Consider the following 15,257-nt stretch of genomic DNA (forward strand, 5'->3'; position numbering starts at 1 on the left):
ACTAAATATCTATTAGTAATTAAAAATATTGAAATGAAAAAGACATTAATAACCGGAGCAACCGGAAGTTTAGGGCAGCTCGTCGTTAAAAATCTATTAGCCAATACAGAAGCGAACAACATTGCCGTACTGGTTAGAGATACTGAGAAAGACATTGTAAAAGAATATAAATCTCAAGGTTTAGGGATTAGAGTAGCCGACTATGATAACCCGGCAAATTTAGAAGAAGCTTTAAAAGATTTCGAGCAGGTCTATCTAATTTCAGGTAGCGATTTAGGCGCGCGTTTAAAACAACATGAAAATGTAATCGCTGCAGCCAAAGTTAATGACGTTAAGCATATTTTTTACACCAGCACAGTAAGAAAGACGGAATCTTCTGATGCACCATTAGATCCGGTTGTTAGCAGCCATTTGCAAACCGAAAAACTATTAATAGACTCTGGTTTAAAGTACACCATTTTACGCCATAATTTATATAGCGATGTAGTACCAATGTTTATTGGCGATAAAGAGCAACTTCTAAAAACGAAGTCTATTTATCTTCCTACTGAAAACGGAAAAGTTTCTTATGTACCAAGAGAAGATTTTGCTGAAGCTGAGGCGAAAATGCTAATATCACCGCAGGATCATGGCAATAAAATATATGAATTCAACGGAAATGAAAAAGTTTCTTACGCAGAGATTAGCGAGATTTTAACTGAAATTCTTGGCGAAAAAATCGCTTATGTTTCCCCTTCAGTTGAAGAATTTGAATCCCAAATGAAAGAAGCTGGTTTACCCAACGAAATTGTTGGAATGCTTAGTATGTTTAGCCAGGGAGTTGCGAACGGTGAATTCGATTTTGACAACACTGATCTTGAAAAAATTCTTGGTAGAAAAACAAAAACTATGAAACAGTTTTTAACTGAAGTTTACGCATAATTAGTAGTGAGTATTTAGTAGTGAGACATTAGATTTGATACAATTAGCGCAGGTGTTGATTTTAAATTTAAAATAAGAAGTAATTGTTTTCAATTTTATTCAATATAGCTGAAATATTCTCTACATTCTAATTTCTCACTACTCAGTACTCAATTCTCAATACTAACTACTACTTCTTAATCCTCAAATTCGCCATTTTCGAAGGCTGTTCCAATAACCACCAAATCGGCTCCTGCATTATAGACTTTTTGAAGTTGCTTGTTGCTTCTAATGCCACCTCCAACGATAATTGGAATCTTTAGATCTTTTTTTACCTCCGCAATCACTTTTTCACTTACTGGAAAAACGGCTCCACTACCCGCTTCTAAATAAATTAATTGTTTTCCCATCATTTGTCCGGCAAGTGCGGTATGACTAATAAGCTGAATTTCTTCCTGAGGAATTGGTTTGGTTTTACTCACCCTCGCCACGGCACTTTTACTACCGCCATCCAATAAAAGATAACCCGTTGGCATAATTTCTAAGTCAGAATTCAGCAATTTTGGTACTGCTTTTATATGCTGCTCGATAAGATATTCAGGGTTACGCCCAGAAAGTAAACTCAGCAATAAAATTCCGTCTGCTTTTTCAGTAATCTGATCTTTGTCTCCGGGAAATAGAATTATCGGTAAGCTGGTCTTGGATTTTATAAACGACACACACACTTCAGTTTGTATTGTCGTTGCTGTACTTCCTCCAACGAAAATATGGGTCGTTATTTCAGGTATATTCTGAAGAAATTCCGTGTATTTTTCCGCAGAAAACTTTTCAGGATCAATTAAAACCGCTAGTAATTTTTTGTTGAATTTGGATGCTTGTTTTATTGCATCTAAAATTTGAGGCATTAATCTTAGTTTAGTAAGAAAGTATAAACACAGGTGAATCCTTCAAACTCCAGAAACTCCAGTTCGTACTCCGTTTTTTCGGCTTCAAAAGTAACAGTTCCGGTGGTATTTGCTTCTTCAAAATCAAAATCTTTAATATAAATATGCTGCAAAAAGCCTAATCCCGGCTGCGCATGTACTTTATAAATAGATTCTTTAGCACCCCAAACAATGGTAAGTTTACGCATTATAGCTTCTTCGTTTGGGAGCGTATGATATTCTTTAAGTGGCGTAAATTTATTAGCAATCTTTAGAATTTTATCGCGTTGCTTTTCGATATCGATCCCCACCGGCTGGTCGCTCACAATTATACCGGTAAAATTGAAAGAATGGGTTATAGAAATATACTTATTGTCACTTAAATGAGGTTTCCCCAAATCGTCGTACCAAAGATCTTGATCTACATAACCCGCCTCTGCCATTAAGTGCCGAATACTCATAAAACCGCGACGATGAATTTCAGATTTCATACCTGAAACTCTTTTTTCGCAATGCTCGGTTAATTTAATCCCTTCGCTAAGCCACTCAAAAGACTCTTCCACCTTCCAAATGAAGACTTTAGTTCCTTCTCGTGGTGTTATTGTTTTGAAAAGAGGCATGCCGGTTTATTAAATATTAGTTACTTTTGCGCTGTAATATTAGAGAATAATCAAATATAATAATATGTCTACGAATACAGTGCCTTACACGGCGTATAAAGTTAAAGATATTTCCCTTGCTGCATGGGGGCGTAAAGAGATTGAACTGGCAGAAGCTGAAATGCCTGGATTGATGTCGCTTCGTGAAGAATATAAAGATGAGCAACCGCTTAAAGGTGCGCGTATCGCAGGTTGTTTGCATATGACGATACAAACTGCTGTACTTATTGAAACACTTATTGCTCTTGGTGCTGAAGTAACCTGGAGTTCTTGTAATATTTTCTCTACTCAAGATCAGGCGGCAGCTGCAATTGCTGATGCTGGTATTCCTGTTTACGCTTGGAAAGGTATGACGGAAGAGGAATTTGACTGGTGTATTGAGCAAACTCTTTTCTTTGGTGAAGATCGTAAGCCATTAAACATGATTCTTGATGATGGTGGGGATTTAACCAATATGGTTTTAGATAAGTATCCTGAACTTGCTAAAGATGTAAAAGGACTTTCTGAAGAAACTACAACGGGAGTTCACCGTCTTTACGAGCGTATGAAAAACGGAACACTTCCTATGCCGGCGATTAATGTAAACGACTCGGTTACTAAATCGAAATTCGATAATAAATTTGGATGTCGCGAAAGTGCTGTAGACGCTATTCGTCGTGCTACCGATGTAATGCTAGCCGGTAAACGTGTTGTCGTTTGCGGTTATGGTGATGTTGGAAAAGGAACCGCGGCTTCTTTTAAAGGAACTGGTGCAATTATTACAGTTACTGAAGTTGATCCAATTTGTGCTTTACAAGCAGCAATGGACGGTTTTGAAGTAAAACGTTTAGAAACCGTAGTTGAAAAAGCAGATATCGTTATTACAACTACCGGAAATAAAGATATCGTTCGTGGTGAGCACTTCCAGGCCATGAAAGATAAAACCATCGTATGTAATATTGGGCATTTTGACAATGAAATCGATGTGGCATGGTTAAATAATAACTACGGAGAAACTAAGGATGAAATTAAACCACAGGTAGATAAATATACTGTAGATGGTAAAGATATTATTCTACTTGCTGAAGGTCGTTTAGTAAACCTTGGTTGTGCAACAGGTCACCCAAGTTTTGTAATGAGTAACTCATTTACAAACCAGACTTTAGCACAAATCGAACTTTGGAATAATACTGATCAGTACGAAAATAAAGTTTATATGCTACCTAAGCATTTAGATGAAAAAGTAGCTGCTCTTCACTTAGAGAAAATTGGTGTTGAATTAACCGAACTAAGCGAAGACCAAGCTCAATATATTGGTGTTGAAGTTGAAGGACCATTCAAACCTGAATACTACAGGTACTAGACTAGAGATTAGAGACTAGAGCAGATTAAAAAATCCCGTTCAGCAATGAGCGGGATTTTTTAATTCTAAAATTATTTTATTCTCTTAAAATACAATAAAGGTCCATCACATTCAGGAGAACCACCCTGCAGCTCTACAGTTTCCGTATTAAAATACAATTGTTCTTTATCACTTTCAGCTAAACATGAGTCTACCGCTCCACCTTTTTTAGTATAAGTTAAGTAAAACCACCATCGTCCCTGATCATCCTCCACTAGCTCGTAGACCCCTTCACCAATGTAAGTTTCTTGATCTAGTATCACCTTCTTGACGAATATTTGATCTTTATTAAACTTATAAACTTGGGTAGTTGATAACTCTTCTCCTTCCGAAACTTCTCTATCAAATCCGCTTATAGACCTTACCAGCTTCCATTCTTGCGGGAACTCGTTAATTTCAAAGTCTTTCGTATAAAATTCTTCTTCATCATCACTACTACATGAGAAGGTGAAAAGAATGAGCACAATCAAAGACAACCTAAAATTCTTCATTTTGAACTAGTTTCTAATTAGATGCTTAAAATTTCAGAAAGTTGCGTAAGCATTACGAAATTCAAAATAGATCAAATCATACAGATATTAACCAACAATAACACAACGTATCAATTAAAATCTTCAAATAAAGTTAAAATAATTTGCTCCGATAATTATTCTAAACAACCAGTCACGTTAAAAAGGTTTAATAAATCATAATCTCAGGTTAATCCTTAACATTCAGAACAGCACTCTAAACTTAGTTTTTAGTTTAGCGGCAACAAAAAAACTATTTATGAAGAATTTTAAACACCTTATTTTAGCAGGCTTAACCACAATTACTTTAGCCTCTTGTAGTGATGACGACGATGCAGTTGGAATCGATGATGATGGTAACCTGGATGAAGCGGGATTAACATCGGATATGTTATTTGCCACAACACACTCAGGCGCCATTGCTGCTTACAATTTAGAAAATAATGAGTCTTACATGCTAAGTAGTTCTTCTAGCGATGCTGAAGGAATTATTTATCACGAAGATGATGATGCATTACTTGTTGCATCAAGAACACCAGGACAAGTTCAATATTACAGCGGTGTAAGCATGTGGGACGATATGTCTGATGATGCGGCTGCAGAAATTATGAGTTCTAGTGATTTAGAAAGTGCTCGTGATATTGCTATTTCTGGCGATATGATCGTTATTGCTGATAATACTGATATCAATTCTGACGATGATGATGATGACGATGATAATGATGATGACACAACTTATAATCGTTTCTTCATTTACGAAAAAACTGATAATGGAATGACGTTAAGAAATACCGTTATGGTAGACTTTAATGTATGGGGAATTGTATTTGATGACAACACTCTTTACGCTGTTGTAGACCAATCAAGTATGCTGGCAAGTTTTGATAATTTCCTTTCTAATGAAGATGATGGAATGGTAGAAGCAACCAAAATGATCACCTTAGAAGGAATTGGAAGAACTCACGGATTGGATTATGATGATGGAACAATGATCATGTCTGATATTGGTGATGCTAATTCTGATGATGATGGTGCTTTACATATTATCACAGATTTTGATAACAAGTTTGCTAACACTGAAAACGGAGGAACCCTAGCAGTTGGAGAGCAAGTAAGAATTGCTGGAGCAAGTACAATGCTTGGTAATCCTGTAAACGTTTCTTACGATGAAGATTCTGGAATGATTTACGTGGCTGAATTAGCTAACGGAGAAGGAAGAGTACTTGCATTTTCTGATGAAGATTCTGGTGATGCTGAACCAGCTATCAATAATGATCTTGATGGTGTATCTTCTGTATACTTTCAGGAAGAAGACTAATTTAGTATAACACCTATAAAAAAAGCCTCGCAAACGCGAGGCTTTTTTTATATTCCTACGGAATCATAAACCTGTACCCTTTTCCACAATTGTTCTGATTCTTCAATAAACTTTAAATGTGCTTTTTCTTTTTGATATTTATCCTGAATCTCTTTTGAAGGAAATGTCAATATTAAAGAATACGTAAACGATCCATCAACAACTTCTCTTGGCGTTCCCGCCGGTTCCCCAATAAATTTCGTTTTAGCATACTGGCTATTTTCCATAAATTTATTTAGAGATTTTAGAAAATCGGCTCGATCTTGTTTACTTTCAGGATTTTTTAACCAGAAATAAACTACGTGGGTAAAGTTTTTATCAAATTCTGGTTCTTTCTCCTGTGCTTTCAGTAATGTGAAATTAAAAGCAAAAAGAAGCACCATCGTCATTTTAAAAATAGACTTCATAATTATACAATTTCGGTTTACACTAAAATACAACATTAAAGATTATAAATTTAAAGCTGATTTTTAAAACTAAAAATGCCGGTAAACAATAAGCTTACCGACATTTTCTTTCATAATCTAACAAAATTATTTTTCAGTTTTCACCGGCTCTTTTAATCGGCTTAAATCGTGATAAAAAAAGTTCTTTTCATCATTATCATTCATCGAAACAAACAATCCATTAGGAAATTTATCACCTAAAGCAACGGTAGTTACTTCGCAACCATCAGTTTCAGTTGTTCCTAAATTCAGTGCATATTCAAAAGAATTATCTTCTCTACTGAAGAAATTAAAAGTCCCCTGCTGTTGATCGGAAACTATAATTTGCCCTTTTCCGTCAGGATACACAGAGATCGCAATACCTTCGATATCGTCTTTAAAATATTCTCCTCCAAAAAGGGCTAATTCTTCATTCCCCATATCTGGCTCTGCATAATATTTTCTAATTCCGTGACCTTCGTCTGCACAGTAAATAAAACCTAATTCATCATCTACTGCGATAGCTTCGATTTCTTTTTTTCCGCTAAATAATCCAAATTCACGTACAACTTTTGGCGCAAATCCATTTTCTGACGGCACTAATTCTATTTGATGTAAATAACCTTCCTTAGGTCCATTTTTACGACCAACGATGGCGTAGGTCTTTTCAGATTTTGGTGATCTATAAATTGAAATCCCCATAGGCAAACTCATTTCATTTTCTCGTGTATCTTGAAATACTTTAAAACCGCCATTGTCTAAAGGTTTTAATTCTGGAACCGAAAAGATTCTAATTTGCTCTAGCTCTCTTTCAGTAAAAATCATAATATCGGTAACCGATCCGTCGGCTAACTTCACATCGTATTCTACATCAACATTGTTTGGTCTTTTTAGATTCCGAAGTGTTTTAGATTCGATAATTTTACCATCCAAATCAAAAGCATAGATTGCTCCGTCAGTATTTTTATCGGTTCCAAAAACAATGCTTTCCTCCGGATTTTCTCTATTTATCCAAATTGCGGGATCATCGGTATCATGCCGCGTTGGCTCGGTAACAACATCTGGTGCGATTTCAGGTAATTTTGGCCCACAAGAAGCTAATATTAGACAAATTAGAAGGATATTTATTTTTTTCATTGTTAGTTTTTTAAGTTCAAAGTATTCAGGCGTATCCTGATACTTTAAATTATATATTATAAGGTGTTTTTAAGTATTGATTCTAGTAATGTGTATTTAGTATAAATCGTATTTAAGACCAACCGTTAAACGCTGACTATAATATTCCATCTGCATGGTGCGATCTGACACGCCTTGATAATATCGTAGCGGCTGATTGGTAATATTATTTAAACTAGAAAAGATTCTTAAATTCTTGTTTATGGAGTACGAGATATTGAAATCTAGAAATAACTGCTCGTCATAATAGCGATCTTCAAAAGCGTTTCCTCCTAGTTCGTCTAAATAAGCATCTGAGAAATTTGCAGAAAATCTTGCGCTAAATCGCTTATCTGAATAAGAAAGTGACCCATTAAACATATTTGGCGAAGAACCAGGCAAAGACAAATCGTCCTCTCTTAAATCTCCATCTTCATTTCTAATTCCGTTTGCTTCAGAATGTAGATATGTATAATTCAGGAAAATTCCGAAGTTCTTAGCGAAGCCCGGCAGAAAATTTAATTGTCTTTGGAAGGAGATTTCTGCTCCGTAAATATTTGCATCATCACCGTTTAAAGGTTGAAAAACATCATATCCTGTAGCTTGATCTTCGCTTATATAAGTATAAACAAAGTCTTCGATATCTTTATAAAAAACTCCTCCTGAAACGATACCAACAGATTTGAAATAATACTCTGCCATAAAATCAAAATTCATAGAAGTTGAAGGATTCAAATTGGTGTTTCCTATTGAAATTTCTTCATCTTCATTATTGACGGCACGATAAGGTACAAGATCAATATAATTTGGTCTAGCCAAAGTATTTGTCCATGCAAAGCGCAAAATTGTATTATTAGTAAGATCATATTTTAAATGAACACCGGGTAAAATATTCGTGTAGTCACTTTTCTCTTCTACAGAAGTTGCTCCTTCGAAATCACCATCTTCATTAAAAATTAATTCGTTACCCGTACTTGTAATATTAGTAGCTTCTAAACGCACACCGGCAAGAATCGAAAAACGATCTGATAGATTTTGATTTGCCATAATATAACCGGCATAAACATTTTCTTCAGCTTTAAAATTTTCCTGAAGATATTCTTCTGGCAGATCTTCACTACTAAATTGATCGGAATTAAGATCTAGATCTCCCAAAAATTCTGGAGAAGTAAAAAATCCTGGACGGTATTGGTCTCCCGCAAGAAAATCATCTCCATCATGTCTAATGATATCGGTTTCTGCCATACTTTCAAAACCACTTTCAGGATCATATTCGAAGAAATTATTGTCTCTATTTTTATTTTTGAAACGACCTCTTACCCCAAATTTCACAATGCCTTTTCCAGTATTGAAAAAATCTGCAGGCAATTCAAAATTCGCAAATACATTGATGTCTTCTTCTTCAGTAAATTGATATTCCTCGGTAATTTCTTTCAACTCAAAATCTGAAGGTGATGGATTTCCTACCGGAGTTTGTAAAGGTTCTTCAGGATTGGTTCCGTTATTCACCATATATTCTGTCTCCCAGCTTATATACCGCTCATTTGGACGCTCTTCTGAAGCTTTTGCGTATGCTCCCATCCAATCAAACTTCAAATTTCCGAATAAATGATTTCCGCCTAACGTATAATTTTGCATACGTTGATCTTCTAATCTTCGGTTTTGAATTCTACCTCCCGGCACTCCTCCTTTTGTTTCTCTTTCTGCCTCTGCAGGAAAACGAACAAGATTACGGTTGTTTACCGTATAATCACCTGCGCCAATGTCATCTCCATCCAAAATTTCTGAAGCATATGCATAACGATTTTCACGATCGTCACGCCAGTTATACATCGATTTTAGATAAATACTATTGTTATCGTTAAAGTCGTAATTAAGATTTGCAGAAAAACTTCTTCGTACTCGTTGTACAAGATATTTTCTTATTTCAAAAGCACTGGCATAAGGATTAACATCAACAGATTCTAGAATTTCATCTCCGTTTTCGTCTAAAGTGCCTGTATTATATTCGAATTCATCAGACCATTCAGCTTCGACATTATCAGATCCAAAATCGTTGTCGTTTATGGATGCTGAAATCATATACCCAAACTTCCCATCTTTTGTGCGATCGCCCACAAGAAAAGATCCGCTTAGGATACGCTTATCAGTAATAAAATTAAGACCAGAACCAAGTGTTGCTGAAAGCCTGAAATCATCTGGCGCTGCTCTGGTAATTAAATTTACCGAACCTCCCAAGGCATCGGCATCCATATCTGGAGTTACGGCTTTACTCACCTCGATTGTCTGAATCATATCTGAAGGGATAAGATCCATCTGTACGTTACGATTATCACCTTCGGCTGAGGGTATACGGCTACCATTAAGAGTTACCGAGTTGAGTTGTGGCGCTAAACCTCTTACGATGATATTCCTCGCTTCTCCCTGATCTACCTGCATGGTAATCCCAGGAATACGCTTTACAGCATCGCCAATATTTGCATCTGGAAATTTACCAATTTGATCTGTAGAAACGATATTGGTAATATTTTGCTTATTTTTTTGAGCGTTTAATGCTCTGGCCTGCGCGCTTAAACCGCCTCCCAAAATCTGAACAGCATCTAATGTTGTTGTGGCTGAATTTAAAACAAGATTTAAGCTTAAGGTCTTATTTGCGGTTATATTTACTTCTTCGTTTAGGTCTTCATACCCTAGATATTTTACAGTAACTGTATACGAGCCTTCAGGAATTTCGACTAACGTAAAATTACCATCAAAATCTGTTGTGGTTCCTTTGTTTAGATCCTGGATCATTACTGCTGCGCCCGGAACATAAATTCCGGTTTCATCTGTAATGTTCCCCTTAATTGCACCATTTTGAGCTTGCAAAAAGCTAAAATTGACAGCTACAAAAAGCGTTACAAGTAAAAATTTAATGTAGTTTTTTTGATTCATCATTTTAAGTTTAAGAATACTCCAAAGCTATATTTTACAAGCCTTTAGATTAAATATTCTATAGCAACAAAGAGTTAACAAATCTTTTTTTAACAGCTACATCAAGGCAACAATTAAGATTTCTTTACATTACATTAACCTTCTCTAAAAAGAGGCCAATTTTCTTTAAAATTGAAGCATAAAATTCACCAATTCCTGTTTTTGTTCTATAGGTAATTTTCTACGTAAACGATAACGAGCCACCCGAACACTATCTGGAGTCACTCTTAAAATTGAAGCAATTTCTTTAGAAGAAAGATTTAACCGAAGCAACATCGCCAACCTCAACTCGGTTGAAGACAATTTTGAGGTTGTAGTTTTTGAAAGTTGCTTGATAAACTGCGGATGAATTTCCTTAAAAAAGTTCATAAACTCATCCCATTCTTTATCTTCAGAAAGACTTTTTTTCAACTCTCTAGCAATTGTTTTTATTTTGGGAATAGGATCGATGGTAGATCGCGATGCAAGATTTTGCAGAGTGGAAGAAGTTTCAGCAATCATCTTGTTTTTTTGCGCCATATTCAGACTATACTTTGAAAGTGAAGCCGTTTTTAGCTGAATCTCATCCTGAAGCTTTTTTTCTTCTACAGCTTTTTGATCCAGTTCAACTTTTAATAGTTTTTGTTCGTAAGCCTGAATTTTGGCCGATTCCTGCCGTTTTCGGTTATAAAAGAAGAACGCCACACCACTAAGCGAAATTAAAATAACAAGACCGAAAATCAACAAATTTTGATTAGCTTCATTAACTTGATTTTGCTTTTTTAGCAAAGCAATTTCAGATTCTTTTTCTTTGGTATCAAATATCGTTTGGAGGGTATTTAATTGCCTGAAATTTTGAGAATAAAATCCATCTTCCTGCAAATCCTCGTAAACAAGGCGATGATCGTAAGCCATTTCGTATTTACCCATTAGCGCAAAGGTTCGCGCTAAATCTTTGTGAGCACTCTCAATTTGGTGATGATCATCAAATTGCTCTGCCAGTTTTAAAGCGCTCTTGGTATATACTAGCGCATTTTCGTAATCCCCGGTTTTTCGATGAACATCACCAAGATTATTTATTACATTGATGCGAGCGCCATGCTTCAACTTTTTAAAAATATCATTTGATATGCTGAAGAACTTTAAGGCCTTATCAAATTCCTGAAGGTCTTCATAAACACTTCCTATATTTTCGTTTACAGTCGCTATCCCTACTTGATCTTTTGATTTGGTATAAATAGCCAGACTTTTGGTTTGATGCTTTAGAGCTTCTGAATAATTCTCCTGTTTTTCATAAGCGGTGCCTAAAAGGCTTTCGGCATAAGCAAGATGGTTTTCTAAAAGTTCCTGTTCAGCTAACGCTATACTTACATTCAGGTATTCTCGGGATTTTTCGTAGTTTTTTAAGTTTATATAAGATTGTGCAATTTTATTGCGAATTGAAACTTGCAACTCTGGGAATTCTTCTTGCAATATTGATAAGGCTTCATTGTATTGCTCAATCGCCTGGGTACTAATTTCAATAGACTGGTAGTAGTCGCCCAGCTGAATATAACTTTTGGCAATCTTAGATTCATCTCCTATTTCAAAAGCCGAATCAAGCTCGCCTTTCAATCCAAAAAATATGGAATCAGCGGATTGTTTCGTGGAGTAATTCTGACTAAAAAGAAGATTTGAGATCGTAAAAAAGTATATAAATATGTGCGATTTCATAAAACGATATTATAAAACCTGAAATATACCCTTTGAGTTTAATGTGATGGTTAGGTCTTTATTATATAACTGTAAACAAAATCGTTTCGAAAAAAAAAGTATATTAGAGTACTAAACCATTTCTAACAATCATGATAAATAAATTACAACTAAAAAGACTGATTTTGACATGCACGCTATTAGCGCTATCTGCATATTTTATATATCAATTTGGATATAGAATTGGAGAATTTACGTATTACATATCACATTAATAGCATTCGATTTCTTTAAAACTGAAAATGATCTACACTGTGAATTTTATATTATTCCCCGATTTATTGAAATATAAAAAAAGCCTTTCAGAAAACTGAAAGGCTTTTTTTATATTATAAACTAATTATTTCTTAGGCCTCGAAAGGAACTATAGAAACGAAAGATTTGTCATCTTTCTTTTTAGTAAATTTTACAATACCGTCGATTTTTGCGTGCAAAGTGTGATCTTTACCAGCATAAACATTATCACCAGGATTGTGTGCAGTACCTCTTTGTCTTACAATGATGTTACCTGCAGCAGCAGCCTGACCTCCGAAAATTTTCACTCCAAGACGTTTCGATTCTGACTCTCTACCATTCTTGGAACTACCAACTCCTTTTTTATGTGCCATGTTATAAGGTTTTTAGTAATTTAATAATTTAGCTTAAAGCTTCGATTAACTCAGCTTTTTTCATTGAAGAATATCCTTCAATTCCTTTGTCTTTAGCCATCTCTTTAAGTTCAGCAACTGTGTGCTTACTTAAATCGTTGTCAGCTTTAGTTTCTTGTTTTTTCTCAGCTTTGCTTTCAGAAGCTTTTTTACCACCTTCTCCAGTGATACTATCGATTACGATCTCAGTTAAAGACTGGCGGTGACCATTCTTAACTTTGTAACCTTTACGTCTTTTCTTTTTGAAAACAATTACTTTGTCTCCTTTAAGGTGACGATTAATTTTTGCTCCTACTAGAGCACCTTCTATAGCCGGGGCGCCAACAGTAATGCTGTCACCATCTCCTGTAAGAAGAACTTTATCGAAAGAAACGCTGTCTCCTTCTTCTCCTGGTAAACGGTGTACAAACACTTTCTGGTCTTTTGCAACTTTAAATTGCTGCCCTGCTATCTCTACAATTGCGTACATAGTGTTCTGTTAATTAATTACTTTCTAATTAAATATACTTAGCTTCTCTTCAAAGCGGGTGCAAATATAATTCTAAATAATTAATTAGCAAAGACTTCATGGAAATTTGAATAAAATTTATCTGTGCTTAAAATATCGTTCTTATCTTAAAGTGTGTGCTTTTCTGCTTCCTGAGTGTTCCAGCTATTTTTAAATAATTGCATAAACGCAAGCGTGAGTGCAAAAGTACTAGCTGCTCCCATAGCGTATACTGTAAAAAGAGTAACTCCTAGGCCTGTTTTATAATCACTACGCCAAACCGTAAGATATTGATCAAGAAAATCTGGATTTAGCTCACTAGCGTAAATAGCAAAGAATACTGTAAAAATTGTGGTAGCAATAAAACCAGTAACTAATCCTGTAGTAAATCCCTGAGCATATTTAAATCTACCAGATTTACTGCTTTGCTTCGCTTTTATAGCCAGCCATATTCCTAATCCCATTATTGCACCATTTAGAAAACTAAATAATGGGTTTGTATGGAGCCCTACCAGAGATAGCGCTAAAAAGTAAACGATAAGTCCTACCGCTATCATAATTCCGAATTTTGCAGGTATTCCAATATTTTTCATAATTGTTGGTTTTAGAATTAAAGTTCCTAAAAAACTTTGAAAACTATCTTTAACAGCTTGTTAATTAAGATAACTATACGTTTTGTGTTAAAGTAATACCAATTTTTATCACATTTAAAGTGTAACAATTTTGTAACTTTCAACACTAATTAAAAGCATAACTATAAACCATACACTATGATTAACAAACTTAAGCTGGCCGCAGGTGCATTATTAGTAGGCGCTGTTGGCTTAGCCCAGGAAGTTGAGTATTCAGAATACGATCTCGACAACGGGCTACATGTCATTTTACACCAGGACAATTCGGCTCCTGTAGTAACCACATCGGTAATGTATCACGTAGGAGGTAAAGACCGCGAAGATGGCCGAACTGGTTTTGCCCATTTTTTCGAACATTTATTATTTGAAGGAACCGAGAATATTGAAAAAGGAAAATGGTTTGAAATCGTTAGTTCTCATGGCGGAAATAATAACGCTAACACTTCAAACGACCGAACGTATTATTATGAGACCTTCCCTTCTAATAATCTAGAATTAGGACTATGGATGGAATCTGAGCGAATGATGCATCCAATTATTAAGCAAGAAGGTGTAGATACTCAAAATGAAGTGGTAAAAGAAGAGCGTAGAATGCGCATGGATAATTCTCCTTACGGAAATATTCTAACTTCAGTACAGGAAAATATGTTCGAAAAACATCCATATAAAGATCCTAATATTGGCTATATGGAAGATTTGGATGCTGCCACATTACAGGAATTCAAAGATTATTTCGATAAATATTATGTTCCCAACAATGCTGTTCTTGTTGTTGCCGGGGATATTGATATTGAAGAAACTAAGGGAATGATCAAAGATTACTTCGGCCCAATCGAGGCTGGCGAAGAAGTAACCAGAGATTACCCAAAAGAAGATCCTATTACTGAAGAAATTCATGGCGAATTTTATGATGCTAACATTCAGATCCCAATGGCAATTACTGGCTATAGAACGCCTGAATTTGGCAACAAAGACTCTTATGTTTTAAACATGATCTCTACCTATTTAAGTGACGGAAAAAGTTCGAAGCTTTACAAAAAGTTAGTAGACGAGCAGAACATTGCTTTACAGGTTGGAGCTTTTAACCTTGAGCAGGAAGACTACGGAATCTATCTTGTATACTCTTTACCACAAGGCGAAACAAGTATTGACAAACTAAATGAAGAAATCGAAGAGGAAATCACAAAGCTTAGAAATGATCTAATTTCTGAGAGTGACTTCGAAAAACTTCAGAATAAAGCTGAAAATGATTTTGTTAACTCGAACTCTAGTATTGCCGGCGTAGCCAATTCTTTAGCTCGTAATTATCTTCTTTACAAAGACACTAGTCTAATAAACGAAGAGATAGATATTTATCGTAACATCACCAGAGAGGACATTAAAGAAGTTGCTAATAAATATCTTAAGCCAAATCAACGAGTAATTATCGATTATCTGCCAGAAGCAAAAGAAGCAGAATAACAATAAACTACAAAAAG

The 15,257-nt window shown here is 35.3% G+C and carries 14 protein-coding genes; 4 read left to right on the plus strand and 10 right to left on the minus strand.

Features of this window, described 5'->3' with window-relative positions; translation table 11 throughout:
• Positions 1 to 33: 33 nt before the first annotated feature.
• Positions 34 to 921 carry an SDR family oxidoreductase gene (locus QWY91_RS12050; protein WP_290235424.1) on the plus strand — a complete coding sequence of 296 codons (888 nt, stop codon included), beginning with the start codon at positions 34 to 36 and terminating at the stop codon, positions 919 to 921.
• A 176-nt stretch (positions 922 to 1,097) separates the two neighbouring features.
• Here QWY91_RS12050 and QWY91_RS12055 read toward each other — a convergent pair whose 3' ends face one another.
• Together QWY91_RS12055 and QWY91_RS12060 are read right to left on the minus strand one after the other, a co-directional pair.
• Positions 1,098 to 1,805 carry a phosphoglycerol geranylgeranyltransferase gene (locus QWY91_RS12055; RefSeq protein WP_290235426.1) on the minus strand — a complete coding sequence of 236 codons (708 nt, stop codon included), beginning with the start codon at positions 1,803 to 1,805 and terminating at the stop codon, positions 1,098 to 1,100.
• A 5-nt stretch (positions 1,806 to 1,810) separates the two neighbouring features.
• The gene (locus QWY91_RS12060; protein ID WP_290235429.1) at positions 1,811 to 2,443 is read right to left on the minus strand and encodes a 4'-phosphopantetheinyl transferase family protein; all 633 of its coding nucleotides are present in this window, start codon (positions 2,441 to 2,443) and stop codon (positions 1,811 to 1,813) included.
• A 64-nt stretch (positions 2,444 to 2,507) separates the two neighbouring features.
• On the opposite strand from QWY91_RS12060, the gene ahcY reads away from it, so the two are divergent.
• A complete protein-coding gene (gene ahcY, locus QWY91_RS12065; protein ID WP_290235431.1) occupies positions 2,508 to 3,824 on the plus strand; it encodes an adenosylhomocysteinase in 1,317 nt (438 codons plus the stop codon).
• 71 nt (positions 3,825 to 3,895) lie between these two features.
• On the opposite strand, the gene QWY91_RS12070 is transcribed toward ahcY, so the two are convergent.
• Entirely contained in the window at positions 3,896 to 4,354 is a 459-nt protein-coding gene (locus QWY91_RS12070; RefSeq protein WP_290235434.1) for a hypothetical protein, read from the minus strand.
• 277 nt (positions 4,355 to 4,631) lie between these two features.
• Here QWY91_RS12070 and QWY91_RS12075 point away from each other — a divergent pair, with 277 nt between their 5' ends.
• Positions 4,632 to 5,690: a hypothetical protein gene (locus QWY91_RS12075; RefSeq protein ID WP_290235436.1), complete on the plus strand. Its 1,059-nt coding sequence runs from the start codon at positions 4,632 to 4,634 to the stop codon at positions 5,688 to 5,690.
• A 47-nt stretch (positions 5,691 to 5,737) separates the two neighbouring features.
• Here QWY91_RS12075 and QWY91_RS12080 read toward each other — a convergent pair whose 3' ends face one another.
• From QWY91_RS12080 to QWY91_RS12110, 7 genes are all read right to left on the minus strand, one after another.
• On the minus strand, positions 5,738 to 6,136 hold the full coding sequence (locus QWY91_RS12080; RefSeq protein WP_290235439.1) for a Dabb family protein: 399 nt from the start codon (positions 6,134 to 6,136) through the stop codon (positions 5,738 to 5,740).
• A gap of 126 nt (positions 6,137 to 6,262) precedes the next feature.
• Entirely contained in the window at positions 6,263 to 7,291 is a 1,029-nt protein-coding gene (locus tag QWY91_RS12085) for a phytase (protein ID WP_290235442.1), read from the minus strand.
• Between the two features lie 96 nt (positions 7,292 to 7,387).
• Complete coding sequence (locus tag QWY91_RS12090) at positions 7,388 to 10,243, minus strand: TonB-dependent receptor (protein ID WP_290237095.1); 2,856 nt, start codon at positions 10,241 to 10,243, stop codon at positions 7,388 to 7,390.
• A gap of 165 nt (positions 10,244 to 10,408) precedes the next feature.
• Positions 10,409 to 11,875, minus strand: coding sequence for a tetratricopeptide repeat protein (locus QWY91_RS12095; RefSeq protein ID WP_290235446.1), 1,467 nt, complete (start codon positions 11,873 to 11,875; stop codon positions 10,409 to 10,411).
• A gap of 485 nt (positions 11,876 to 12,360) precedes the next feature.
• On the minus strand, positions 12,361 to 12,621 hold the full coding sequence (gene rpmA / locus QWY91_RS12100) for a 50S ribosomal protein L27 (protein WP_290235449.1): 261 nt from the start codon (positions 12,619 to 12,621) through the stop codon (positions 12,361 to 12,363).
• A gap of 28 nt (positions 12,622 to 12,649) precedes the next feature.
• A complete protein-coding gene (gene rplU, locus QWY91_RS12105; protein WP_290235452.1) occupies positions 12,650 to 13,129 on the minus strand; it encodes a 50S ribosomal protein L21 in 480 nt (159 codons plus the stop codon).
• A gap of 146 nt (positions 13,130 to 13,275) precedes the next feature.
• Positions 13,276 to 13,740 (minus strand): DUF4199 domain-containing protein, encoded by a 465-nt coding sequence (locus tag QWY91_RS12110; RefSeq protein ID WP_290235456.1) that lies wholly within the window; start codon positions 13,738 to 13,740, stop codon positions 13,276 to 13,278.
• A 177-nt stretch (positions 13,741 to 13,917) separates the two neighbouring features.
• Here QWY91_RS12110 and QWY91_RS12115 point away from each other — a divergent pair, with 177 nt between their 5' ends.
• Positions 13,918 to 15,240, plus strand: a complete 1,323-nt coding sequence (locus tag QWY91_RS12115; protein WP_290235460.1) for a M16 family metallopeptidase — start codon at positions 13,918 to 13,920, stop codon at positions 15,238 to 15,240.
• Positions 15,241 to 15,257 lie beyond the last annotated feature (17 nt).

The sequence above is a fragment of the Zunongwangia endophytica genome (assembly GCF_030409505.1).
In the GTDB taxonomy this organism is placed as follows: Bacteria; Bacteroidota; Bacteroidia; order Flavobacteriales; family Flavobacteriaceae; genus Zunongwangia; species Zunongwangia endophytica.